The 23908-nt window shown below is 69.2% G+C and carries 18 protein-coding genes and 2 pseudogenes; 10 read left to right on the top strand and 10 right to left on the bottom strand.

Going from position 1 to position 23908, the window contains the following annotated elements:
• Nucleotides 1-356: 356 nt before the first annotated feature.
• Both QMK30_RS20870 and QMK30_RS20865 read right to left on the bottom strand, forming a co-directional pair.
• Nucleotides 357-1139, bottom strand: a complete 783-nt coding sequence (locus QMK30_RS20870; protein WP_283519802.1) for a PIG-L deacetylase family protein — start codon at nt 1137-1139, stop codon at nt 357-359.
• Nucleotides 1140-1342: 203 nt separating this feature from the next.
• A pseudogene (locus QMK30_RS20865) lies at nt 1343-2017 on the bottom strand (helix-turn-helix transcriptional regulator).
• Between the two features lie 359 nt (nt 2018-2376).
• Between QMK30_RS20865 and QMK30_RS20860 the strand changes: the two are divergent.
• Nucleotides 2377-4848, top strand: a complete 2472-nt coding sequence (locus QMK30_RS20860; protein ID WP_283519801.1) for a galactose oxidase family protein — start codon at nt 2377-2379, stop codon at nt 4846-4848.
• A gap of 114 nt (nt 4849-4962) precedes the next feature.
• On the opposite strand, the gene QMK30_RS20855 is transcribed toward QMK30_RS20860, so the two are convergent.
• Nucleotides 4963-6870 carry a glycoside hydrolase family 9 protein gene (locus QMK30_RS20855; RefSeq protein WP_283519800.1) on the bottom strand — a complete coding sequence of 636 codons (1908 nt, stop codon included), beginning with the start codon at nt 6868-6870 and terminating at the stop codon, nt 4963-4965.
• 481 nt (nt 6871-7351) lie between these two features.
• Between QMK30_RS20855 and QMK30_RS20850 the strand changes: the two genes are divergently transcribed.
• Nucleotides 7352-8707 carry a M14 family metallopeptidase gene (locus QMK30_RS20850; protein WP_283519799.1) on the top strand — a complete coding sequence of 452 codons (1356 nt, stop codon included), beginning with the start codon at nt 7352-7354 and terminating at the stop codon, nt 8705-8707.
• Nucleotides 8708-9123: 416 nt separating this feature from the next.
• Here QMK30_RS20850 and QMK30_RS20845 read toward each other — a convergent pair whose 3' ends face one another.
• Nucleotides 9124-9663, bottom strand: coding sequence for a DUF1990 domain-containing protein (locus tag QMK30_RS20845; protein WP_283519798.1), 540 nt, complete (start codon nt 9661-9663; stop codon nt 9124-9126).
• A 220-nt stretch (nt 9664-9883) separates the two neighbouring features.
• On the bottom strand, nt 9884-10105 hold the full coding sequence (locus QMK30_RS20840) for a hypothetical protein (RefSeq protein WP_283519797.1): 222 nt from the start codon (nt 10103-10105) through the stop codon (nt 9884-9886).
• A gap of 243 nt (nt 10106-10348) precedes the next feature.
• On the opposite strand from QMK30_RS20840, the gene QMK30_RS20835 reads away from it, so the two are divergent.
• The 4 genes from QMK30_RS20835 to QMK30_RS20820 all read left to right on the top strand — a co-directional run bounded on the left by QMK30_RS20835 (nt 10349) and on the right by QMK30_RS20820 (nt 16224).
• On the top strand, nt 10349-10987 hold the full coding sequence (locus tag QMK30_RS20835) for a class I SAM-dependent methyltransferase (protein WP_283519796.1): 639 nt from the start codon (nt 10349-10351) through the stop codon (nt 10985-10987).
• Nucleotides 10988-11666: 679 nt separating this feature from the next.
• The gene (gene bdeA, locus QMK30_RS20830) at nt 11667-12518 is read left to right on the top strand and encodes a bis(hydroxyethyl) terephthalate hydrolase (protein WP_283519865.1); all 852 of its coding nucleotides are present in this window, start codon (nt 11667-11669) and stop codon (nt 12516-12518) included.
• 221 nt (nt 12519-12739) lie between these two features.
• Nucleotides 12740-15565 (top strand): helix-turn-helix transcriptional regulator, encoded by a 2826-nt coding sequence (locus QMK30_RS20825; RefSeq protein WP_283519795.1) that lies wholly within the window; start codon nt 12740-12742, stop codon nt 15563-15565.
• 329 nt (nt 15566-15894) lie between these two features.
• Nucleotides 15895-16224 (top strand): hypothetical protein, encoded by a 330-nt coding sequence (locus QMK30_RS20820; RefSeq protein ID WP_283519794.1) that lies wholly within the window; start codon nt 15895-15897, stop codon nt 16222-16224.
• On the opposite strand, the gene QMK30_RS20815 is transcribed toward QMK30_RS20820, so the two are convergent.
• Together QMK30_RS20815 and QMK30_RS20810 are read right to left on the bottom strand one after the other, a co-directional pair.
• Nucleotides 16218-16433, bottom strand: coding sequence for a hypothetical protein (locus QMK30_RS20815; protein WP_283519793.1), 216 nt, complete (start codon nt 16431-16433; stop codon nt 16218-16220). The genes QMK30_RS20820 and QMK30_RS20815 overlap by 7 nt on opposite strands.
• A 309-nt stretch (nt 16434-16742) precedes the next feature.
• The gene (locus QMK30_RS20810; RefSeq protein WP_283519792.1) at nt 16743-17690 is read right to left on the bottom strand and encodes a methionyl-tRNA formyltransferase; all 948 of its coding nucleotides are present in this window, start codon (nt 17688-17690) and stop codon (nt 16743-16745) included.
• A 239-nt stretch (nt 17691-17929) separates the two neighbouring features.
• Between QMK30_RS20810 and QMK30_RS20805 the strand changes: the two genes are divergently transcribed.
• The 4 genes from QMK30_RS20805 (at nt 17930) to QMK30_RS20790 (ending at nt 22016) form a co-directional block, all read left to right on the top strand.
• A complete protein-coding gene (locus QMK30_RS20805; RefSeq protein ID WP_283519791.1) occupies nt 17930-19282 on the top strand; it encodes a lysine N(6)-hydroxylase/L-ornithine N(5)-oxygenase family protein in 1353 nt (450 codons plus the stop codon).
• A gap of 36 nt (nt 19283-19318) precedes the next feature.
• Complete coding sequence (locus tag QMK30_RS20800) at nt 19319-20893, top strand: amidohydrolase (protein ID WP_283519790.1); 1575 nt, start codon at nt 19319-19321, stop codon at nt 20891-20893.
• On the top strand, nt 20890-21129 hold the full coding sequence (locus tag QMK30_RS20795) for a hypothetical protein (RefSeq protein ID WP_283519789.1): 240 nt from the start codon (nt 20890-20892) through the stop codon (nt 21127-21129). Before QMK30_RS20800 ends, QMK30_RS20795 begins: the two co-directional genes overlap by 4 nt.
• Before the next feature lie 356 nt (nt 21130-21485).
• Nucleotides 21486-22016 carry a GNAT family N-acetyltransferase gene (locus QMK30_RS20790; protein WP_283519788.1) on the top strand — a complete coding sequence of 177 codons (531 nt, stop codon included), beginning with the start codon at nt 21486-21488 and terminating at the stop codon, nt 22014-22016.
• A gap of 258 nt (nt 22017-22274) precedes the next feature.
• On the opposite strand, the gene argB is transcribed toward QMK30_RS20790, so the two are convergent.
• From argB to QMK30_RS20775, 3 genes and pseudogenes are all read right to left on the bottom strand, one after another.
• Complete coding sequence (gene argB / locus QMK30_RS20785) at nt 22275-23162, bottom strand: acetylglutamate kinase (RefSeq protein WP_502963187.1); 888 nt, start codon at nt 23160-23162, stop codon at nt 22275-22277.
• A gap of 35 nt (nt 23163-23197) precedes the next feature.
• Nucleotides 23198-23425: a hypothetical protein gene (locus tag QMK30_RS20780; RefSeq protein ID WP_283519787.1), complete on the bottom strand. Its 228-nt coding sequence runs from the start codon at nt 23423-23425 to the stop codon at nt 23198-23200.
• A 70-nt stretch (nt 23426-23495) separates the two neighbouring features.
• Nucleotides 23496-23684 (bottom strand): annotated as a pseudogene (locus tag QMK30_RS20775) (isochorismatase); the annotation flags it as partial.
• Between the last annotated feature and the right edge of the window lie 224 nt (nt 23685-23908).

Here is a 23908-nt window from a genome sequence, read left to right as displayed (position 1 = left end):
CCGCCACTGCCGATGACCGCAATGACAGTTCCCTGTCACATCCGGACATGCGTCTGAGCCTTCTGGGATGGGGCCCGGTTGCATGGAGCCGGACAGAGGCCGATCCACACGACCAGGCTCGCGCGACGTCAGGGGTCTACCGGCTCAGTACCCGGCCCGGGGCACACCGCCGGGTTCGATTACGGCTGAATACAACAAGTTCTGCAACACCGATCTCCCCGCCGGCATCTTCACCCGCACCACCGCCATTACGGCGGGGCTGGGAGTCCCCACTGCCTGACCTGTGCCCGCCCCTGGACCCGCGGTCCTGCGAAACCGGCCGTCGGCGTCGCGCTCGGGCTGGGCAGCCTGAGGGGTCAGAGCGTCAGCTCCCGCAGTCCGCCCGGCGTCGGCCTGATGTCGAAGCGCGTGTAGTACTCGGTGGAGATGATCCGGTGCCGGGCGTCGGCAGCCAGGCGGGACAGGATGCCCGGCAGGGATCGAGTGCGTCCCACTTCGCTTCGGTGCGCGAGGATCGCGGCCCACTTCTGTGCGAGCCACGGGCTCACGTCGACCGTCGCGGTGACCCGCGGGTCCGGCACGCTGAGCAGGGACTTGCCGACCCGGGGCAGCAGGTTGCCCAACTTCACGACGCCCGAGTGCGGATGGGTGGCCAGGTAGGGAGCGGTAGGCTGCCAGGGCTCCCCGGTCTCGGGGTAGAGGTGCTCAAGTCCTGAGGCCTGTAGGGCGAGTGCGGTGACGCGGTGGGTGTGTACGTGGTCCGGGTGGCCGGTCAGATTGCCGTACGCGTCGTGGGTGACGACGATGTCCGGGCGGATCTCGCGCAGGTGTCCGACGAGTCGTCCCACGGCTTCATCGAGCGGCGCATCGCGGAACCGGGCCTGTCCGGGCGCCGATTGGGGGATACGGGCATCGGCGTACCCGAGCATGCGCGGCGGTCCGGCGCCGAGAATCCTTACGGCGTCGGAGAGTTCGGCAACCCGATGACTGTCCGGTGCCCAGGTGGCGGTGACGACGGCAGTGCGCGCGCCGGCGGCGGCGTGCTGGGCGAGCACGCCGCCGGCCACCAGGGACTCGTCGTCCGGGTGCGCGAAGGCCGCGAGCAGGCTCGGCGGGGACGAGGGGGCGGTCGCGGTCATGGCGGTCGGCCTTTCTCACGGGAGCAGCAGCGGAGGTAGGGGCTTGGTGGCGCAGTACGTCGTTCGTTCGGATCAGGACGAACACCATGATCGTGCGCGGATCGGCGGCTGGTCGTCATGGCCCTCGACGGCGCACTCCGGCCGCACAGCCTCGGACCATCGCGCTGTCCATCCGCCCGAATCGTGGTCGGTGTGCGGGTGACTCATTGGGCCGGGGGCAGCGTAGAAGGGGCGTTGGTCGCGGCGTTGGTGTAGCGGCGGGCCAGGTGCGCGAAGGCGTCCTTGAGCTCGGTCGGGCCGACACCCTCGATGTCGGCGTCGAACCACCGATGGTGGCGGCCAGGCCGGGCCATGACCACGAGCCAAGGGTGAGCCGGCAGCGGTTCGGGTCGAGTTCCTCGACGATTCCGTCGTGGGTGTAGCGGGACACGACGGCGGCGGGCAGGTCGAGGATCAGGGTTCGGCCGGCTCTCGGGCCGCTTGACGGCGGTGACCTGGAGGGTGTCGATGCGGTGTCGCAGCCGTGCGGGCATGACCTGCCGGACGGTGGTCAGCGCGCGTGCCGCGGCGTCCTCGATGCCGTCGCCGGTGGTGGTGGCGATCTGGAGGGCGACGGCGAGGGCGACGGCCTGCTCGTCGTCGAACAGCAACGGGGGCAGTTCCGTGCCGGCGTCGAGCCGGTACCCGCCGTCGGGCCCCTTGAAGGCCACTACGGGATACCCGAGCTCGCGCAGACGGTCGACATCACGTCGTACGGTGCGCGGGCTGATGTCCAGCCGCTCGGCCAGCAGCGCCCCCGGCCAGTCCCCGCACGCCTGGAGGAGCGAGAGCAATGACAGCAGTCGCGCAGAGGCCAATAATGACCGGAAGGGCCGGATCGCCGTGACCGCCACGCATACGCCGGGCCTGCTGCGTGGCGGTCAGCAGCCGGACGGGATGCGCAGTTCGGCGGCCGTCCGTGACGACGTGGTCCTGTTTTTCATGCCGCTGCAACGAGCCGGGTTCGTAGGTACTCGGCTAATTCGAGCGGGCCCGAAGAGGTGACCTCGCAAAGTCTTTACGTTATCGCCACAGCCTGACATGGTCATGCCCTTGTGGGTCGTGGTAATACCGGCCCGGAAAAAAAGGGGGCACCATGTCAGCTTGCTCTGCTCGATTATTCGGACGGCTCAGATCGGGGGAGATCTCGCCTCGGCGCCTCTCCCGAATCCTGGTCTTCTTCGCCACCCTCGCCGTGGTGACCACGCTGTTTCCCCTCCTGGGGGCCGGCGGAAACAGCGCCACCGCGGACAACCGGGCACCTGCGCCCACCCCCACCGTCGGCGGGACCTCGCCGCCACCGGCTCCGCACCACAGGGCCGCACCCGCGTCCGCCATGGAGCCCCTCGCTCCGATGCTGCCGCGTACCGGATGGACCGTGTTGGCCGGCGACGAGGAGACGACCGGGGAGAACGGCCGTGCGGTCAATGTCCTGGACGGCAGCGCGGCCACGATCTGGCACAGCAAGTGGTTGGGCACCGCCGCGCCCCTCCCGCACACGCTCACCGTGGACATACACCGCACAGCAGTCGTCTCCGCGCTGGTCTACCGGCCGCGTACGGGCAGCGCCAACGGCCGGATCGGCGAGTACCAGCTGCACGTCAGCGCCGACGGCCAGAGCTGGGGCCCGGCCGTGGCCACCGGTACCCTCGCGGACGACACCACCACGAAAACGCTCAGTTTCGCCGCCCGGGGAGCCCGGTTCGTCCGGCTGACCGCGGTCACCGAGGCCGGCGGACGCGGACCGTGGAGTTCGGCCGCGGAGATCAACCTGCTCGGTGACCCCGGCTCACCGGCCTCCACCGTCGACCTCCCGCGCGACGGCTGGACCGCCGTGGCGAGCGACGAGGAGACGACGAGCGCGGACAACCGTGCGGCCCTGGTTCTGGACGGCAGCAGCACCACGCTCTGGCACAGCAAGTGGTCGGGTACGGCAGCGCCGCTGCCGCACAGCATCACCCTCGACATGAAGCGCACACAGACGGTCTCCGCCCTCACCTACGAGCCTCGCAGGGCCGGCGCGAACGGCAGGATCGGCGCGTACTCGGTCACCACCAGCATCGACGGTGCCACGTTCGGGACGCCCGTCGCCACCGGCACCTGGAAGGACGACGACACCGTCAAGGGAGCCACGTTCACCCGGGCTGTCGACGCGCGATACGTCCGTCTGACCGCCACCACAGAGGCCGGCGGGCGCGGCCCGTGGTCCTCGGCGGCGGAGATTCGCATTGCCGGACCCGCGGACCCGGCGACCACCGGCTCATGGGGACAGGTCACCGGTTTCCCGCTGGTCCCGGTTGCCACCGCGGTGCTGCCGAACAACAAGCTGCTGGCCTGGTCGGCGTACGCCATCGACCGGTTCGGCGGCAGCAACGGCTACACCCAGACCGCGATCCTGGACCTGACGACCGGCCAGGTGAGTCAACGACGGATCGACAACACCCGGCACGACATGTTCTGCCCCGGCATCGCGGTGCTGGCCGACGGCCGGGTGCTGGTCACCGGCGGCAGCAACGCCGAACGCGCCAGCATCTATGACCCGCGCACCGACGCCTGGTCCTCCACTACCGACATGAACATCGCGCGTGGCTACCAGGCCATGACTCTTCTCTCCACCGGTGACGCGTTCGTTCTTGGCGGCTCCTGGAGCGGCGGAGCGGGCGGCAAGGACGGCGAGGTCTGGTCGCCCGCCACCGGCACCTGGCGCAAGCTGTCCGGCGTACCGGTCACCACCACCATGACAGCCGACCAGGCCGGCCCCTACCGCGCAGACAACCACCAGTGGCTGCACGCCACTTCGGGCGGCAGGGTGCTGCAACTCGGCCCCAGCAAACAGCTCAACTGGATCTCCACCACCGGCAACGGCAGCGTCACCGCCGCCGGGACTCGCGCCGACAGCCAGGACGCGATGAACGGAAACGCGGTCGCGTACGACATCGGGAAGCTGCTGACCCTCGGTGGCGCTCCGGCGTACGAGAACTCCGACGCGACCAGGCGCGCGTACACCGTCGACCTCAACGGCGGGGCGCAGCCCGTCAGTACGCGTACCGGCGACATGGCGCAGGCGCGGGCCTTCAGCAACAGCGTCGTCATGCCGGACGGCAAGGTGGCGGTCTTCGGCGGGCAGTCCTACCCGGTTCCCTTCAGCGACGCGACCTCCACGATGACACCGGAGATCTGGGACCCGCAGACGGGCACATTCACCCCGATGGCATCCATGGCGGTACCGCGCAATTACCACAGCGTCGCCAACCTGCTTCCCGACGGCCGGATATTCTCCGGCGGCGGCGGACTGTGCGGCGGCTGCGCCACGAACCACTCCGACGGCGCGATCTTCACCCCTCCGTACCTTCTCAATTCCGACGGTACGGAGAAGCCGCGCCCCGCCATCATCGGAACCGTTCCGGCCAGGGTCGCGCACGGCGCGACGGTGCCGGTGACGACCGACGGGGCGGGCTCCGCCTTCTCCCTCGTCCGCATGGGGGCGGCGACGCACTCGGTCGACAACGACCAGCGCCGGGTGCCGTTGCAGTCGATCCGCCTTGCGGACGGATCGTACGAGGTACGCATTCCCGCCGATCCGGGTGTGGCACTCCCCGGCGGCTACATGCTGTTCGCCCTCGACGCGAAGGGGGTGCCCAGCAAGGCGCGCACGCTGACGATCGGCTGACCGCCGTTGCGTCCGAAGGACCCGGGGCCATGGCCCCGGGTCCTTCGGTGGCGCTCCGGCGTACGAGAACTCCGACGCGACCAGGCGCGCGTACACCGTCGACCTCAACGGCGGTCAGCGGGCTTCGAGGGTCAGTGCGTAGGTGGCGATGGCGGCGAAATCGTCGGCCGGTTCGGAGCTCTGCCACGAGCGGACATCGTCCACGTAGCGCGAACCCCGTCCGGTGAACTCCTCGTTCCGATCGACGGCGTCGGGCGGGCAGGGGTTCATTCGATCAAGGTTGTCGCCCAGGCCGTGGGTGAAGAGGTCCTCACTGTTCGGCCCGTTGACCACAGCGCCAATGGCCGTGGACTTCTTGATGTTGGCGATCTGGTGGTGAGGGCACTGCTCGAAGTTTTCGCCCACCCCCACCATGAACGAGACACCCCAAGGGTTCGCGCCGAACGACCAGTTGCGCTGCTGCGTCCCGAACGCGTCGTACGACCGATCCCCGGTCACCCCCCGGTAGAGCCGGGCTGTCGCGTTGAGTCCGAAAGCGTGAGGCACCGCGTCGAACTGGTTGTACGCCGCTCCTGCCCGGAACGGATCGGCGACAGCACGGCGCCGGCCGATCTCGAGCTGCGCCTTGAGGTCCTTGGTGAGATCGGCCGCGCCGACCGCCAGCCCGTCGACCCGGTGCGCCCGAATCGCCTTGAGCAGATCGGCATGCGCGAGCGCACTCACGTCGTACAGGTTCAACGTGTCCCCGCCCGCATCGTGTGCGAGGTACTCCTTGGCCCAACGGGCCGAGTCCCGCAACCACGTCTTCGAGCGAGGATCACCCAGCTTGCGCCCAGCAAGTGCGAGCTCCGCCGCACCCAGTTCGAGATCGTCCCGCCACACGCTCTCGGGGTAGAACGCGAACGGCAACGACGTCACCAGCTGATCAACACCGGTCGTCTGCGCCTGCGCGTAGATCTGCGCCGCGGTGTTGATGTGGCGCCACGCCTTGCTCGGATCGGTCTCCACCTGAGCGGCGACAGCGAAGGCCGCGGCCGTCCGGCCGGCGATGTTCGGGCTGATCGGCTTCCCCGGCGCTGCCGCGCGGAATACCGGCCGGTTCTTCAGGAACCGGTGCGCCGGATCGGCGTCGAGATCGTCCTCCTCGGGCAACCGCCACACGTCGTGGTCGCCGACATACGTCCCTTCGGCGTTGCCCGCGCCGGCCCCGACCTGGATGTACAGCGTCCGGGTCTTCTCGTCCCACATCTTGTCCAGCCAGCTCAACCCGTGCCGCGCTTCACGGAGCAGCTTCGGGTCGGCGTGGCGGGCGTCCCGCGCCGAGGCCCAGAGCAAGGTGTCGGTGTACGCCGCGATATGTGTGAACTTCAGATAGTCCCCCGCGTCGTACCAGCCGCCTTCGACATCGACGGGCCCGCCGATGGGCTTCAGTTCACCCACAGTCTGGTCGGTATCGGGCCCGGCGAATACCGGCCAGTCATAGACCTGGGCCGCGCGGTCGGTCAGGTGCGACGGCTTCCGCTCGAGCGAGCCGGGAATCACATTCTTCCCGTCCCGCTGCGAGGCGAAGAACGTGACCGTCTTGTCGGCCGCCCCGTCGAAGAGCCGCCCGCCTCCCACCGTGAACTGCGGCGACTTCAGGCCGCCGACTTCGACCCGGTACTTCCCGGGCTTGTGCAGGGCCTTCAGGTCAAGGCCGTGGACGTGCTGGTAGGCCTCGTTCCACTTCCCGAGGTCCGCACCGGCCCTGCCGCTCAGCACTTGGCGCCCGCGTGCGTCCCGCACCACGAACCGTGCCCCCGCCGAGGCGCCGGGTGTCATCAGGTAGGCCCACTTGTCGTTTTTGGCCGCGTACCCGAGTTGGTCCACCCGGACATGCCCTCCGCCCTGCGTGCTCGGTCTCTCGGCCGGTTCGGGTGCGGGCTGGCGCGCCTGCGCGGCCGGTCCGGCGAGGCCGGTGGCGACGGCCAGGGCGAGGCTGGTGACGAGAGTGGGCTGGGCGGCCCTTCGCAACCTCCACATGGGGGGACTCCTCAACAGTGATCGTCAGGAAGGTTTCCTAATAGTCGCCATACGCTAGGCGATGCGACGCGCGGCGGCAAGCATTCGCGCCACCTCGGTCCACGTTCGGAACGCCCGTTGAAGGGCCCGGTCGTCGGCGGGACGACGGCGGCGGTGCTGAGGGGGCCGAGGGGGTCGAGCGGCTTCATGTGTCCGAGCGTCAGGTCGCCGCCGACCGGCGCCTCCAGGAGGACGACTGGCCTGTCGCACGGCTTGCGTTCCCAGGCCGGTCGCGGATGTCGTTACCCACCCTGGTACGCCGACTCGGCAGTGCCGTCGACTCCGGACCGTCGAGATCGCGTCAGCCCCGTGCGCGCCTGGGGGTCCGGCCGGGACGAGCGGTGGCCGGAACCCCTCTCTTGACCTGGTCATGCCATAGCACGACCATGTGCGCGTCGCACAGCTCTACCCCCCACCTCACCGGACTCAGGAGATTGCCAGCATGCGACTCGTCAACGCACGGATACCCCGGCCGACGAAGGTCAGACGGACCGCCACCATCGCCGTTCTGCTCGCCCTCGGTCTCACCGCTCCCCTCACCGCCGTCACCGGCGCCGACGCCTCGTCCCGGAGCGCGGCCGTCGCCGCGGACGAGCGGACCCGTCAGTACGAGATCACCGGGCACACCACTCCCGCCGCCCGCACCGCGATCGCCCGCGCCGGCGTCTCGATCGACGAGGTGCACGACCACGGCATCGTGATCACCGCGGACGCGGCCCAGGCCAAGAAGCTCCGGGCCCGCGGCCACGTGCTGGAGGCCCTGCCCGTGCCGGGCAGCGAACCGCCCGCGTCGGGTGGCATCGGCACCCTCGACTTCCCTCCGGCCGACTCCAGATACCACAACTACGCCGAGATGAACGCGGAGATCGACGCACGCATCGCCGCGTACCCCTCGATCATGAGCAAGCGCGTGATCGGCAAGACCTATCAGGGCCGGGACATCGTCGCCATCAAGGTCAGCGACAACGTCGGCACCGACGAGGCCGAGCCCGAGGTCCTCTTCACCGCCCACCAGCACGCCCGAGAGCACCTGACCGTCGAGATGGCGCTCTATCTGCTCCGCGAGCTCGGCGAGGACTACGGCACCGACTCCCGGATCAGCCAGGCGGTCAACGGCCGTGAGCTGTGGATTGTGCCGGACATGAATCCCGACGGCGGCGAGTACGACATCGCGTCGGGCTCGTACCGCAGCTGGCGCAAGAACCGGCAGCCCAACTCCGGCTCCAGCTACGTGGGGACGGACCTCAACCGCAACTGGGCATACAACTGGGGCTGCTGTGGCGGCTCCTCGTCCAGCCGCTCGTCGGAGACCTATCGCGGCGCCGCCGCCGAGTCGGCGCCCGAGACGAAGGTCGTGGCGGACTTCGTCCGCAGCCGGGTGGTCGGCGGGAAGCAGCAGATCAAGGCGGGCATCGACTTCCACACGTACAGCCAGCTGGTGTTGTGGCCGTTCGGCTACACGTACAACGACACGGCCCCCGGGATGACGGCCGACGACCGCGACGCGTTCGCAGCCGTGGGCCGCAAGATGAGTGCGAGCAACGGCTACACCGCCGAGCAGTCCAGCGATCTCTACATCACCGACGGGTCGATCGACGACTGGCTGTGGGGCTCGCAGAAGATCTTCGGCTACACCTTCGAGATGTACCCGGGTTCGGCCTCGGGCGGCGGTTTCTACCCGCCGGACGAGGTGATCGAGCGCGAGACCTCGCGCAACCGGGACGCGGTGCTCCAACTGGTGGAGAACGCGGACTGCATGTACCGGTCGATCGGGAAGCAGGGGCAGTACTGCGTCTGACGGCCGGGAACAGGGGCGCGCGCACGCGGCCGCCCATGCAGGTGAGGGCGCCCCGGGGAGATGTGCCCCGGGGCGCCCCTTGCGCCAAGCGGGCGCCCCTTGCGTGGTGCCCTGGCGGCGTCGGCATGTCCTACGTGCAGAAAGCCCACTGGGCGCTCGTGGGCCCCGGTGGCGAACTGCGGACCACGAGCTTCGACAGTGAGGCCACGATCACCCAAGTGACCCGGGAATCCTCGTATACCGAGATCACCCAGTGGGCCGACTGCTTTCTCCGAGCCCGGGCGACCGATGCCGATGTTCTCGCAGCTTCGGTCCGCGGGACGGACGCAGTGACACGCCGTGAAGTCCACGCCGTCGCCTGCTCCATCAGCCTTGAGACGATCGTCGTGGCCGTGTCAGCCAAGCCTGTGGGGTACTCACTCGCCTCGTGCGGGTCGTCGGAGGGCGCGTTGGTATCGGCGACGGTATGTGCGTTGTGCGAGCAGAAGCACGGGGAACAGGGGCCGCCACGGGCCTTTGGGGGCGCGGCTGGTCAGGGAGCGCAAGGTCAGGGTGACGTGGCCATCGGGGGTGTTGCACACGATGAAGGCTTCCTCGCCGGACACGGGGTGTCCGGGCAGTGTGCCGTAGGCGAAGCCGCATCTTTCGGGCGTGTCCACGACGGCGACGACCCGCACCGGCTCGTGCACAGCCAGTGGGCCCCACGCCGCTGTGATGCGGTATTCGGCCCCCTCGGTGACCCGTTCGCCGGCGCCTGCCAGCGGTGTGACTCCAAAACCGCTACGGCGCTTGATGCCCCATTGCAGGACGGCGTCGGACGCGGCGCGCCAGTCGCTGTCGCCACGCCCGATGACGACGGTCCGCTCGTAGCGGCGGTATCCCGGGATCTCGGTCGACCAGACGTCGTCGCCGGGACATGTCGCGCCGGGTGGAGCGTAGGTGAGGCTGCCGGCCATCGGGGTATCACGTGCTTGGTGGCGGTCTGCTGATCTGTAAGAGGGCATGGGTCTCCTGTCAGGGCGACTGGTGGCTGGCCGATGAGCCTAGTACGGCCCGATGCCGCCACCTGATGCCGACGGGTGAGGGAGGGGCCGGTGGACTCGCCCGGGTCGCGGGGCATCGCCAGGTACCAGTGCTCCTGTCCCGGACAGTCGTGGCCGAGTCCCGGGGGAGTTGTCACTGCTCTGGTGTGTTCAGGCGGATCAGGGTCGGCCAACCGTTGCCGACGACTGTCCGCCGACTGTCCTGGAAGCCGCACACCTCCAGTTGGCACACGGTCGGGGCGCGTCCGGACTTCAGGACGTAACCCACTGCCTCGATGGCGTCGCCGATGGTGGGCGCCAGCGAGTTGATCTTGTACTCGGCCGTGAGGAACCCGGTCTTCGCGCATGTGGTCATCCGAGCTGTCAGTGTCCGTCAGCCGTGGCTGGTGTCGATCGCCTCGCCATCGCGAGGGACGTAACCCAGCGCCCGACACCAGAAGTCCACGCCGCGCCGCACATCTGCGGCGCCCATCACCATCGTTCCGACGCTCAGCGTCCGCCGATTCTGGCAGATCCCCCGCTATGGCCACGGAAGGCCGGGGTCTGTCCGACGGGCCAGTCGTTGGACCCGATCGCGTAAGCTCTAGTGTCATTCACTGTGACCGAACTTCGCTCGTACCTCTGTGCAACAGCGGATGCCTACGACGCCGTCGCCGTTCGCTACGCCGATCTCGTCCGCGACGGGCTCGACTGTCTTCCGCTGGACCGCGCGGTTCTCGCCGCGTTCGCCGAGCTCGCACGAGCCACTGGTACCGGGCCCGTCGCCGAGCTGGGTTGCGGCCCTGGATATGTGACGGCGCATCTGCGGAAACTGGAACTGGACGTGTTCGGCGTCGACCTGTCACCGGTGATGATCGACCTTGCCCGCGAGGCGTACCCGGACCTGCGGTTCGAGCTCGGGTCGATGGACGCCCTGGACCTGGCCGACGGCGAACTGGGCGGAATCGTGTCCTGGTACTCGGTTATTCATGCTCCGCCGCAGGAAGTACCGTCGTACTTGGCGGAGTTCCGTCGGACCCTGACCGTAGGTGGCGCCCTCCTGCTCGCCTTCTTCGAGTCCGAGGGCGGGCCGGTGGAGGCGTTCGACCACAAAGTGACTACGGCGTACCGATGGCCGATCGACGACCTCGCCGGGCTGGCCCGGGATGCCGGATTCGTCGAAGTCGGACGGATGCTGCGCGAGCCCGGCGAGGGAGAGCGCTATCGGCGGGGCCATCTGCTGATGCGCGCACAGTAGATTCGACAGCAGCGCCTGAGCGCAGGACGAGCTGCCGAGGGGCTGTCCGGCGGCGCTGCATTCCGGCCGACCTCCGTCTGAGCCCCACCGCATGCCGATCTCGTGCGTCTCCCGGATTCGAAGGGGGACGTACGCGTGGGGCGAGCAGGACGTGTTCTGCTCGCCCCAGCGGGGCCGTCGAAGCGTGGTGAGAATCCCCGGGGCGCATGGGGCAGTCGTGCACGGCGGCCACGCTCCCTGGCCGGAAGACGTCGGCGTTGCGCGACACTCGTCCGCTCCCTTCCCAGCGGCCCACCGACAGCCTGACCCCGAGATACGGGTCGTGACGACCGCTGTCGCATGCTCACCGTCGTACGGTCGGGCGGATGCCCGTTCGAAGGGTGCCGTCGTTCCAAGGGGCCGAGTGCCCGCCACGGGTGGGCGACTGAGCCCGATATCCGGTTCGGAGGACTGCGAAGTTCCCCGAGTGGCCGACCGGGGCAAGGACCGGTGAAGTTGCCGATGTGTGAGGGGAGCGGGGCCGCGACGGTGGTGTCGCCATCAACAAGGCGGCGAACGCCCCGTCGGGGGCAGGGACTCCGGACGACGAGCCCGGCCCCCGACAGCGCGGCGCCGCCCGATCGAGAGGACCCCCCTCGTGCAGCACGAACTTGCCAGGAGCCGCACCGCCCGCACGGCGATGGCCGCCGCCGCGGTCGCCGCAGGCCTGTGTGCCACGCTCCTCCCCGGCGCGCAGGCGACGGCCGCGGACAACCCCTACCAGCGCGGACCTGCCCCCACCCAGTCGAGCATCGAAGCTTCCCGCGGTTCGTACGCCGTCTCCGAGGCTTCGGTGTCCCGGCTGAGTGCCGGCAGATTCGGCGGAGGCACCATCTACTACCCCACATCCACCGCGGACGGCACCTTCGGCGCCGTCGCCGTGGCACCCGGCTACACGGCCAGTCAGTCCAGCATGGCCTGGCTGGGCCCGAGGCTCGCCTCCCAGGGCTTTGTGGTCTTCACCATCGACACCATCACGGTCACCGACCAGCCCGGCAGCCGCGGCGACCAACTCCTCGCCGCCCTGGACTACCTGACCGAACGCAGCCCGGTTCGCAGCCGCATCGACAGTTCACGGCTCGGCGTAATGGGCCACTCGATGGGCGGCGGAGGCAGCCTGGAGGCCGCCAAGAGCCGTACCTCGCTGCAAGCAGCTATCCCTCTGACCGGGTGGAACACCGACACGTCCTGGCCCGAGGTGCGCACGCCGACGCTGGTGATCGGGGCGGACGGCGACACGATCGCGCCGGTCTCCTCGCACTCCGAGCCGTTCTACGAGTCGCTGCCGGGTTCGCTCGACAAGGCGTATCTGGAGTTGAACAACGCGAACCACTTCACGCCGAACACCGCGAACACGACCATCGCGAAGTACAGCATCTCGTGGCTGAAGCGCTTCATCGACAATGACACCCGCTACGAGCAGTTCCTGTGCCCACTGCCGCGGCCGAGCCTGACCGTCGAGGAGTACCGGGGCAACTGCCCGCACACCTGATCAACCGAGTAACGGCCCCGAGTGCACGGTGCCGGTGACGAGGCATCGTCACCGGCACCGCGTGTTGGTGCCGGGAGCAGGCGACAGACGGGCCGGGAGCTGTGCGCCGGCACAGCCGTGGCCCGTGGTCGCTGGGAGCCCGCCCAAGACCACGAACCGCGGCGCCGACAGCCGGACGTGAGCCTTCCGGACGCCCCTCGGGCGGCAGTACGTTGCCCGGCGTGACCCCAACCACGACCGTTCGCAGTCCCCTTCGGCTGTGCGGCCGCAGCGGTGAACTCGCCATCCTGGACCAGCTGTCGGAGCGCCTGCGCGACGGACATGGCAGCGCCCTCGTCATCAGCGCTCCGCCCGGACTCGGCCGCTCCGGTCTGCTGCGGCATGCGATGGTCGCGCACGGCGAACTCCCGCTGCTTCACACCCGTGCCGTGGCGGCGAGGGGCCTGCTGCCGTACAGCGGGCTGCACGCCCTGCTGTGCTCCGCACCCGGGTCGTTGCCCCGTGGGGCGGCCCACGTGACGCGCGCCGAGCTCACCCCCATCGCCCTGCTCGACCTGCTGCGGGCCCTCGGCTCACGTAGACCTCTCCTGGTCTGTGTCGACGACGCGCAGGCCTGGGACCCGGACTCGCGCGTCGCGCTCGGCTTCGCGGCCCGGCGCCTGGAGCCCGCCGACCACGTCGCTGTCCTGGTCACCTTGGCGGACTTCTCGCACAGCTCGGGCAGCCCCTACGGACCCGGCGCCCAGGCACCCTTCGGCGACCTGCCCCAGCTGCGCCTCGGGCCACTCGACACCACCGCGGCCACGGAGCTGTGTGCGCGCCTCACCGGCCAAGAGGCCGATCCGGTCGTACGCGAGGCCCTGTGCCGCGAGGCCGCGGGCAACCCGCGACTGCTCACCGCCCTCGCCGAGCAGGTCACCCCCGATCAACTGGCCGGGCGGACGCCGCTGCCGCACCCGCTGCCGGGCGGGGAGGCCCTACTCGATGCGTACGCCGCACGCACCGAGGCGCTGCCTGCCGAGACCCGGCTGCTGCTGCTCCTCGCCGCTGCGGCCCACGAGCACGAACCGGACGGTGCGGGAGCCGACGCCGCCGTGCTGACAAGCGCCGCACGGCTCGCCGGAATCGACCCCGACCGGCTCCGGGCGGCGGAACGGGCCGACGTCGTCCGCAGCGACGGCACACGGGTGCGCTTCACCCACCCGCTGTTGCGCACGGCGATACTGCGCAGGTCACCGGCGGCCCGCCTGCGCGCGGCGCACCACTTGCTCGCCGCCACCCTGGACGCACCGCACCAGGAACTGCCGCACCTGGTACAGCGCGCACTGGCGGCTTCCGTCGCCGACCCGCTGCTCGCGGACGCCCTGGCCGCCGTGGCGGTCGAGCCGCGCCCCTACGCCGACCGCGCTGTCGCGCTCGCCAGGGCCGCCGACCTGACCACCGACGTGACCTTGCGCGACGTGCGGTTCGCGGCCTCCGCCGAACAGGCCTGGCACGGCGGTGACCCCGGGCGGGCCCGCGCCCTCCTCACCCGGGTACGCGCCGTTCCCGCGCCCGGCCGAGTCCATTACGTACGGGGGCTGCTCGCACTGCGCGACGGTCCGGTCGCCGATGCCCGCGAGTCGCTGCTCACCGCGGCGGCCCTGCTGACCGGGCAGGACACCGAGCGCGCGGCCGACGCGCTCCTGGGCGCAGCGGAGGCCGCCTGGGCGATGGGCGACGCGGCCGGCTGGGTGGACGCCCTGCGACGGGCTTCGGCCGTATCGAAGGTGCCGAGCCACGGAGGCGAAGAGGGCAGCGCAGCCGGGCGCACGGGACCGGGGGACGGGCCGGCGGCCCCAAAGGCCGTCCTGGGGCCATACGTCGAAGGCATGTTGGCGGTCTTCGGGGGCCGGATGTTTCAAGGCAGGGTGCTCTTGCGGGACTGCATCGAGGGGGCATTGCGCGCGGGCGATCCCGCCGCCGTGATGCGTGCCGGGGTCGCCGCCCTGGTCATCGGGGACGTCGAGGGCGCTTGCCGGTCGGGTGGCCGCGCACTCGCCGCCGTGCGGGCCCACGGCCCCGAGGTCCAACTCCCGCAGGCCCTCGAGTACTTGGCCTACGGCGAACTACGGGTCGGACGGCATGCGCTGGCTCGTGCCCACGCCGAGGAAGGGTTGCGCGCCGCTGCCCGCCTGGGGCAGCGCAACATCGCCACTCACCTGCACGCCGTGCTCGCTCTGACCGCTTCGGTGGAGGGCGACGGTGCAATCTGCGCCGGGCACGCCCAGAGAGCAGCGGCCGGCGCCGGATCGCACGGCCTCACCCAGGCGGCCACCCTCGCCACCTGGGCCGTGGCCCGCGCGGAGTTGGCCAGGGGGCTGCCCGCGGAGGCCGCGGCGCGGCTCTTCCCGCTGGTGCGCCGCGGGCCACGGCGCGGGCACTTCGCCGCCCGGATGCTGGCCGTACCGTGCCTGGTGGAGGCTGCCGTCCTCGCCGGGCGTACGGATGAAGCGCTCGATGCGGTCGAGGAGTTCACGCGATGGGCCGCGGACACGGCGGATCCGCTCGCCCCCGCACAGTTGGCCCGCTGTCGGGCCCTGGTAGCGCCGCCCGAGTCGGCCGCCGACCGATACATGGAAGCCCTCGCTCAACACGAGCGCGCGGGTGGTGACTTCGAGCGGGCCCGTACGCTGCTGCTCTACGGGCACTGGCTGCGCCGGAGGCGCAGGACCCGAGAGGCGCGCGGTCCACTGCGTGATGCGCTGGTCGCCTTCGAGCGCTGTGGGGCACAGGCCTGGTGGCAGCGCGCGGCTGGAGAGCTGCGGGCCGCGGGGGAGGCGGTGGCCGACGGACGCGGCAACGGTCTCCTCGACCGGCTCACCCCGCAGCAGCGGCGAATTGCCCGCCATGTCGCCGAGGGCGCGACCAATCGGGAGGTGGCGCTGCGTCTGTCGGTGAGCACAAGGACCGTCGACCACCATCTGCGCAATGTGTTCTCGCAGCTCGGCGTGCGGTCCAGAACCGAGCTCGCCCGCATCCTGGAGGGCTCCGGGCGCTCGCGGTGAGCTGACGTCCTCGACCCCTCCACCGAACTCGGCGTCCATGCCCACCACTCGCTTGGTGCGGGGCACTTCGGTCGTCGCGGTCGTGAACGGTGTCACCCGTGCCGGTGCGTCCCTCGACGGTCATGTCCGGGCTCTCGGTGCGCGTGTGTCTCACCTCGGATGGCGTGCCTGCTGCCCGGATGCGGCGCTGGGCCGGTGGGTGTCCGCGGGGTGCGGCATAGGGTTCTCCGCCCAGAAAAAGCTGTGTCGGGGTGCGTCGCCGCCCCACGGCGGGGTGGTCGAGATCGACGCGGTGGCACGTGTCGAGGGCGAGTGCCTCGGAGCGCGCGATGTCGGCTGAGGAACAGGACGCGATCAGACGCAACTGCCGGGACGGGCGGGAACGGGTCACCCACTCCGAGGTGGCGCAGGCCGATCCGGGCTCCGCCTTCGCCTTTGTCGTCGGCGGAGCCGAGTGTGGAATCGTGCGCTGGGACTGGCGCTTCCGCGAGCAGGGCTGGGGCAGCGTTGTCGAGCAGTCCTGGCAGCTCCTGCGCACCGATCCAGTCCTGGGCGACAGCGGCGAGGACATTGAGGCGTTGCGCGACCACATGGCCGACCGTGCGGAATCCACGCTGGTGGCCTTGGCGGAGTGGATCGTCGGCCACGCCACTCACTGAGTCCCGTTCGGATCGGGCGTCTCCTGGGGGCCGGGGGCGGCGCGCGCGACGTCCGGGACACTCTCCGTCAACGTCTCGATGTGCAGGGAGCTTTTGGCGAGGGCACGGAAAATCTGGCTCCAGTCGGTCGGCGCGCTGGAAATCCCGATGGTGCTGAAACCGGCGCCCGACGGGTCGTGAGCCGCTCCCGAGACGGACCACTGCTCCATCGCTCTCCTTCCGGTCCTTTCGGGGCCGTGCGAATATCGGCTGTTGTGCGCGCTTTCAAGCATGGAGAGTGAACGAATGCCAGTGGGGCCCAACCTTCGGGTGCCTGTACATGGTTGGCCGACGAGCGCAGAGGTATGCGGCAGCGCCGAGCACGTGCCGTCGCCGCGTGGACGGGAAGGTCCGCGCGGGCGACGACGCGAGTCGGCCTGCGGCCGCGGCCGCCGATTCTCAGGTGGTCATATCCCCGGTCGAGAGCCGTGCTGCACGTGCGGGTGTTGGTTCTCTGATCAGTGTTGGTTCTCCGGCCGTCACGGACGGCCCGTGAGGTAGCCGCCCATCGAGGTGAAGTAGTCGGTGGCAGTCATTTCCTCGCCGTCCTCGGTGCGCACACGCGTGATGGCCAGGCCGTGGTTGCGGCCGGTGCGGGCGTCGGCTCCCGCGACGATCGCCACGCCGGTGCCCTCGCGGTAGAAGATGCGGCCGGGGGTGCCGCCGTAGGTGCCTTCGGACACGACCGCCGTCAGAATCTCGAGGCGCTTGCCCTTGTGGTACGTGAAGGCGCTCGGGTACGGGGCGGACTGGGCGCGTACGAGGCGCGCGAGGTCTTCGGAAGGCCAGTTCCAGTCGATGCGGATGTCTTCGGCGGAGCGCTTGTGGAAGAAGGTCGCCTGCGACCGGTCCTGCTTGGTGAACTCGGTCTCGCCGGCCGCGATACGGCTCAAGGCGCCGACCGTGACGGGGGCGATGAGGTCGACCGTCTTGTGGAACAGGTCGGTAGCCGTGTCGGTCGGCTCGACCCCCACCGCCCGCTGGTCCACGATGTCACCGGCGTCGAGCTCATCGTCCATCATGTGCGCGGTGACGCCCACTTCACGCTCACCGTTGATCAGCGCCCAGATCAGTGGGGAGAAGCCCGCGTACTTGGGCAGCAGTGAGTCGTGCACGTTCAGGGTGCCGTGGCGGGGGAGGCCGAAGATGCGCGGAGGTATCCACGTACGCCAGTTGTTGGCCACGATGATGTCCGGGTCGGCTGTCTTGAGCGCGGCGAACAGCTCTTCATCGTCGGGGCGGTTGCGGATCAGCACGGGCACACCGTGCTCCTCCGCGAGATCGGCTACGGAGTCGCTCCAGATCTTTTCGTACGCGTGCTCGCTCTTGGGGTGCGTCACAACCATCACGACGTCGTGCTCCGAGTCCAGGAGAGCTTGCAGGGTGCGGTGGCCCCAGGTCTGATAACCGAACATGACGACCCGCATGAGGCTCCTTCTTATAGACAGTGTCCGAGCGACATTAAGTAAAGCAAGCCTTACCTAAGGATGCAACGGCCGATATTTTGGGCGATGTTGCAGTAAATCGCACGCTATATCCGCTTTGCCCTGTCGACAGGCTTGCGAGATGAGGTTAGCGTTACCTAAGTTCCGCTCGGCCCGCCGCTTCGCAAGCGTGCTCGCCTTCCCCCACGCCTGACAAGCGGCTGCCCCTCGATGGGAGTGACATGTCACAGGCTCTTCCTGACGACGTACCACCGATTCACGACCTCATAGGAATTGGCTTCGGGCCATCCAATGTGGCCATGGCGATAGCCCTCAGCGAGCACAACGCACGCGTCGGGAGGCAGGAGGCGGTCACAGCTCAATTCTTCGAGCGGCAGCCGCGCTTCGGCTGGCACCGCGGCATGCTGATCGACGACGCGACGATGCAGGTCTCCTTCCTCAAGGACCTGGTCACGATGCGGAATCCGTCGAGTGAGTTCAGCTTCCTGTGCTACTTGCAGAGCAAGGGGCGGCTGGTCGACTTCGTCAACGGTAAGAGCCTCTTCCCTCTGCGGGTGGAGTTCCACGACTATTTCGAGTGGGCCGCGGCTCAGGTGGACGACATGGTGTCCTATGGGCACGAGGTCGTCTCGGTGACACCCTTCGTGGTTGACGGAGTGGTGGAGTACCTGGACGTGACGGCCCGTTCCGGGTCCGAAGTGGTGGTCCACCGCGCCCGGAACCTCGTCGTCAGCACGGGTCTGCGGCCTCAGATGCCCGAGGGTGTCGATCGCACCGACCGGATCTGGCACAACTCCGACCTGCTGGCCCGGGTGGATGGCCTGGACGCCGACGAGCCCTCCCGCTTCATCGTGGTCGGGGCCGGTCAGAGCGCCGCCGAAAATGTGGCCTACCTGCACCGCCGCTTCCCGAAGGCCGAAGTCTGCGCCGTATTCGCCCGCTACGGATACAGTCCCGCCGACGACAGCAGCTTCGCCAACCGGATCTTTGATCCCGGCGCGGTGGACGAGTACTTCACGGCCCCCGACGAGATCAAGCGCAAGCTGATGAGCTACCACGGCAATACCAACTACGCCGTGGTGGACATCGACCTGATCGACGACCTGTACCGCCAGGCGTACCAGGAGAAGGTTCTGGGGACCGAGCGGCTGCGATTCCTCAACGTTTCGCGGCTCACCGATGTCGTGGAGAGCCCGGACAAGGTCCGTACCACGGTCGAATCCCTGGTCACCGGAGAGAAGACTCCGCTCGATGCCGATGTGGTCGTCTACGCAACCGGCTACCGGTCCGCCGATGCTCTCGGGCTGCTCGGCGCCGTCGCCGATCAGTGCCATCGCGACGGCGAGGGTCGTGTCCGCGTCGAGCGTGACTACCGGGTCGCCACCGATCCCGAACTGCGTTGTGGGATCTACTTGCAGGGCGGCACGGAGCACACGCACGGCATCACGTCCTCCCTGCTGTCGAACACCGCGATCCGGGTCGGCGAGATCCTGGATTCGATCGTGCAACGAAGCCAGGAGCTCACCTCCGGGCAGACTCGTGACGCCGTCGACGAGGTCAACACGCACCTCTGAACAGGGCTCTTCCACCCCTAGGGAGACGAACTGCCCATGCTGTGCACGAGGCTGACCAACGGCCGCATCATCACCATGGATCCGGACCATCCCGTCGCCCACGACCTGGGAATCTGGCACGGGCGGATCGTGGGGCTGGACGACGCCGTGACGTCGCTGCCGGCCCGCCGGGTGGTCGATCTTCAGGGCGCGACGGTGCTGCCCGGGTTCATCGACAGTCATGTGCATCTGGCCTGGACCGGTTTGAACGCGAGGGTCCCGAGCGTCGCGCCGTGCAATCGTGTCGCGGACGTGCTCGGGGTGGTGGCCGAGGCTGTCGCCCACAAGCCGCAGGGCTCCTGGGTGTCCGTGCGCGGCTACGACCAGCGAGGGCTCGGGCGCCATCTCACCGCCGCCGAGCTGGACACGGTCAGCGACGGCCGCAAGGTGTTCATGATGCACGACTCGGGACACGCCTGCGTGGTCAACAGCGCCGTCCTGGATCTGCTGCCCGCCGACGTCCCGCACGAGGACGGTTACCTCGCCGAGGGTGCGATGGGCGCCGCGCGCCGGCTTCGGCTTCCCTACTCCCAGGACGAGTTGGCGGACGCGATCGCGTACGCCGCGAGGACCTGCCTGTCGGAGGGAGTGACCGCGGTCGCCGAAGCGGGCATCGGCGGCGCCCTGTTCGGCCACAGCCCGGTCGAACTGGCCGCCTACCAACTTACGCGAGGACAGGGCCGACTGCCGCTGCGGGTACAGCTCATGGTGGCCGCGGACACGCTGCACCCGGTCGGCGCACACGTGAACGACCAGATACCCAGGGCTCTCGACCTCGGCCTGCGCACCGGATTCGGTGACGACTGGCTTTCTGTCGGTGCGCTCAAGATCTGGACCGACGGTGGCATGATGGCCCGGACCGCCGCGCTGACCACCTCGTACGAGGGTCTGGAAAGCGCCGGGGAGCTGCAGGACGACCCGGACGTCGTCATGGACACCATCGTCGACGGCCATCTGGCCGGGTGGCAGCTCGCCGTCCACGCCATCGGCGACCGCGCCGCCGACCTCGCGCTGGACGCCTTGGAACGGGCGCAGGCGCTGCGACCGCGCCCGGACGCACGGCACCGTATCGAACACGCGGGCCTGATCCGACCCGATCAGCTGCCGCGATTCGCGCAGCTCGGCGCGATCGCGGTGGTCCAGCCGAGCTTCCTGCGGTACTTCGGCGACGACTACGCGTCGATTATGGGGGAGGACAGGGCGCCTTGGCTCTACCGGGGCAGAGGGTTCCTGGACCACGGGATCACACTGGTGGGCAGTTCCGACCGGCCCGTCGCCCATGGCTCGCCCTTGCGCGCCATCCAGTTCATGGTCGAGCGAGCTTCCGAGTCAGGGCAGCTGATCGGCCCGGGAGAGGGCGTCACGGTCGATGAAGCGCTGCGCGCGTACACCGTCGGCGGCGCGTTCGCCTGCCACTGGGACGACGTCGCGGGCAGCATCACCCCGGGCAAGCGCGCCGACCTGGTGGTGCTCGGCGACGACCCACGGTGCGTGAGCACTTCACATATCGGCGACATCGAGGTGGTCACGACGTTCGTCGACGGCCACGAGACCAAGGAGTCGGCACTGTGAGCACAACGGCCCGAACGAAGACCGATGACCTGGAGCGCTACGCACACCTGTGGCGGGCAGGTTCGGCGCCTCATCAATGGGTCATCTGGAACACCGCCGGGGAAACCATGATCTTCGACAGGGAGATCAACTGCCCTGTTGATATCGGGGACGGGGCTCAGCGGGAGGTCCTGCGCAAAATGCGCGAGGCGGGAGCGCCGGAGAGCGACGAATATCCGGGTCGCCCCTGCTCGTAGACGCTCCCGATCGCCCTCCGCGTTCGGTGCGCGGAGTTGCTGGGTACGCGGAGCTGTTGGGTACGACGGCCGCGCGAAGCGGTCCTCAGCCATGTCCCAGGGAGCGTCATTTCACGCATGTGGCACTGCGACGCCTGATCTGCGCGTATCGGGTCCAGGGTGTCGGCAGGGGCGCGCGTGCGGGCGCGGGCGCGTGTGGACGCCGGGGGCAACGGCCGCCGCTGAGTGGGTCGTAGGATGCGCGTCTCTGTTTTGGTGATTGAGTTAGGTAAGGCTACCCTTACTGTCGATGGTGTCCCGGGTGCGGCGGCAGAACTGCCCTTCGTGCACGGGTGGTACCGATGAAAGGAAGCCTCTTGATCACGGCCCCCATCGCCGCGCGCCTCGGCACGCCGTCGCCGCGCACCCCCCTGCCCGCCCCGCTCCGGCTGCGGTCCGCGCATCACGGGGATGCCACCGCGCTTGAGGCCCTGTCCCGGCCGTTCGTACGCTCCGGGGCGCTGCGTGAGCGTTCCCTGTCCCTCTACGCCTCAGACGCTGCCGACTTTCTTGTGGTGGAGGCCCAGGATGGAGCCCTCGACGGCTGTCTGGGGCTGCGTGTTCATCCCGCCGAACCCTCCCGCGGCCGCGGGCCCGCAGGCGTGCTCTACAACTTCTGCGTCGCGCCGCAGAGTCAGGGCTCAGGGGTGGGCGCTCAGCTCCTGCGCGGGGCGCTGGCCCACGCGACCGCGCAATCGCTGGACGTCGTGTTCACTGCGACGACCGGCGGTGGCGGCCTGTTCCTCCGGTACGGTTTCGCGTCCGCCTCCGAGGAACTCGCACCGATGGCCTGGGTGAAATCCCTGGACCCACGCCGCAATTCGCGAGTCCTCGCCCGCGCCCTCTGACCAACTGGCGCAGCTACGTGGACTGTTGGGCTCGTAACCCGCTTTCGTGCTCTGTCGCCGTATCGCAGAGGGGGCCCCTGGTGCCGATGGGCCCGGTCGAGCAGCGATCAGCTCGCTTCGCGCACCTCGCCGAACGCCGACGCCGGCCGTGCGGCTGGGCCCGCCGGCGTTGTCACCGACGTCCGCACTCCGCACCCTGCGTCGCCAGTTGAGCGAAGCGGCGACCCGTGAGGAGCGGGCGCGGACGTCGGCCGGCAGTCATGCGGCATTGTCCCCGTCCCCGTCCCCGTCTTCGTCCCCGTCCTCGCCCGGAACCACGGTGGTGCCGAAGCGGTCCCCGCCGAACACATCCAGGACCGAGTGCGCGATCCTGCCGTCCACTACGTGGGCCATGAGCACGCCAGCCCGGGCGGCCTGAAGGCACCCCTCCATCTTGGGAAGCATCCCGCCCGCCAGCTCCGGCAGAAGTTTCTCCAGTTGATCCGCCGTCAGGCGTTCGATCACCTCGGTGTCGTGCGGCCAGTTTGCGTACAGCCCCTCGACATCGGTGAGCATCACCAGCTTCTCCGCGCCCAGGGCCACCGCCAGGGCCGCCGCCGCGAGATCGGCGTTGACGTTGTAGACCTGTCCGTCCGTTCCCCGGGCCACGGGGGAGATCACCGGTATACGGCCCTGATCCAGCAGCGTCTGTACGGTGTCCGGATTGACCTCGGTGATGTCGCCGACCAGCCCGATGTCCACCGGTTCTCCGTCCACCCAGGCCGGCCGCCGCACAGCAGTCATGGTGTGCGCGTCCTCGCCCGACAGGCCCACGGCGAAGGGTCCGTGGCTGTTGACGAGCCCCACGAGCTGCCGCTGGACCTGACCCGTCAGCACCATCCGGACCACGTCCATGATTTCCGGAGTGGTGACCCGTAGACCAGCCTCGAAACGGACCTCCAGATCGAGCCGGTCGAGCAGCGCACTGATCTGCGGGCCGCCGCCGTGTACGACGACAGGGCGCAGCCCCGCCCGCCACAATTCCACCACGTCCTGGGCGAAGACCCGCTTGAGATCCTCGTTCACCATGGCGTTTCCGCCGAACTTGATCACGACCGTGCGGCCTTGGAAATCCTCCAGTGCCCGAGGCGCGTGGCGTGGCCGCACGCCGCTCGTAAGGAATCCCTGTGCGGCTGTGGCGGTCACTGGGCCACTCCATTCGTGGACAGGTCCAGGTCCAGGCCCTCAGGAAGGCCGAAGGTGACACTCATGCTGTGCACCGCGTGGCCGGCAGTGCCCCTGGCCGGATTGTCGATGGCACTCGCAGCGGTCGGGCGAGCGGTCTCTTCGTTCACCGTCACCTGTACCCGCGTGGTGTTGGAGCCGAGTACAGCGGTGCTCGCTCCGGTCGCAGCGACCCGTACTGTCATGGTCTTTGTCTCTCCTCGTGCCGGCTCAACGCTGTGCCGATGCCAGGCTCGATGTCTGCCGGCCTGCCTGTCATGCGTCACGCGCCGCCCTGCCGGTCAGGAGGGCACGCAGCGGCATGTCGTTGGTGCACACGACGCCACTGCGCGCTGCCCACCGCAGCGCCATGGCGTGCTCTTCGGCGGAGAGGTCGGCGACGACGAAGGGCTGGATGTCCCGCATGAAGGCGTCCGCAGCCGTGAGCAGTATGCCCAGATGCGCGCAAGCTTCTTCCTGATGACAGGACTTCCCCTCCGACAGGGGGTCAGCTTAGCCTAACCTAACTCAAGGTGTTGGAGTGGCTGACCAGTCCGGTTCAGGCCGCGCGTCGGTAACCCGGCGTATGTAAGCGGCCCTTGGTGTGCGGCCGGCTGCTTGTTGAGGCCTTTCGGCTCCCTTGTGGGAACTTTTGCGGCATCTGCCAGAGGGTGTCCGTGTACGCGTCG

Origin of the sequence: Streptomyces sp. H27-C3 (assembly GCF_030063415.1) — a bacterium.
In the GTDB taxonomy this organism is placed as follows: Bacteria; Actinomycetota; Actinomycetes; order Streptomycetales; family Streptomycetaceae; genus Streptomyces.
This window is presented reverse-complemented; position numbering and strand designations above follow the sequence as displayed.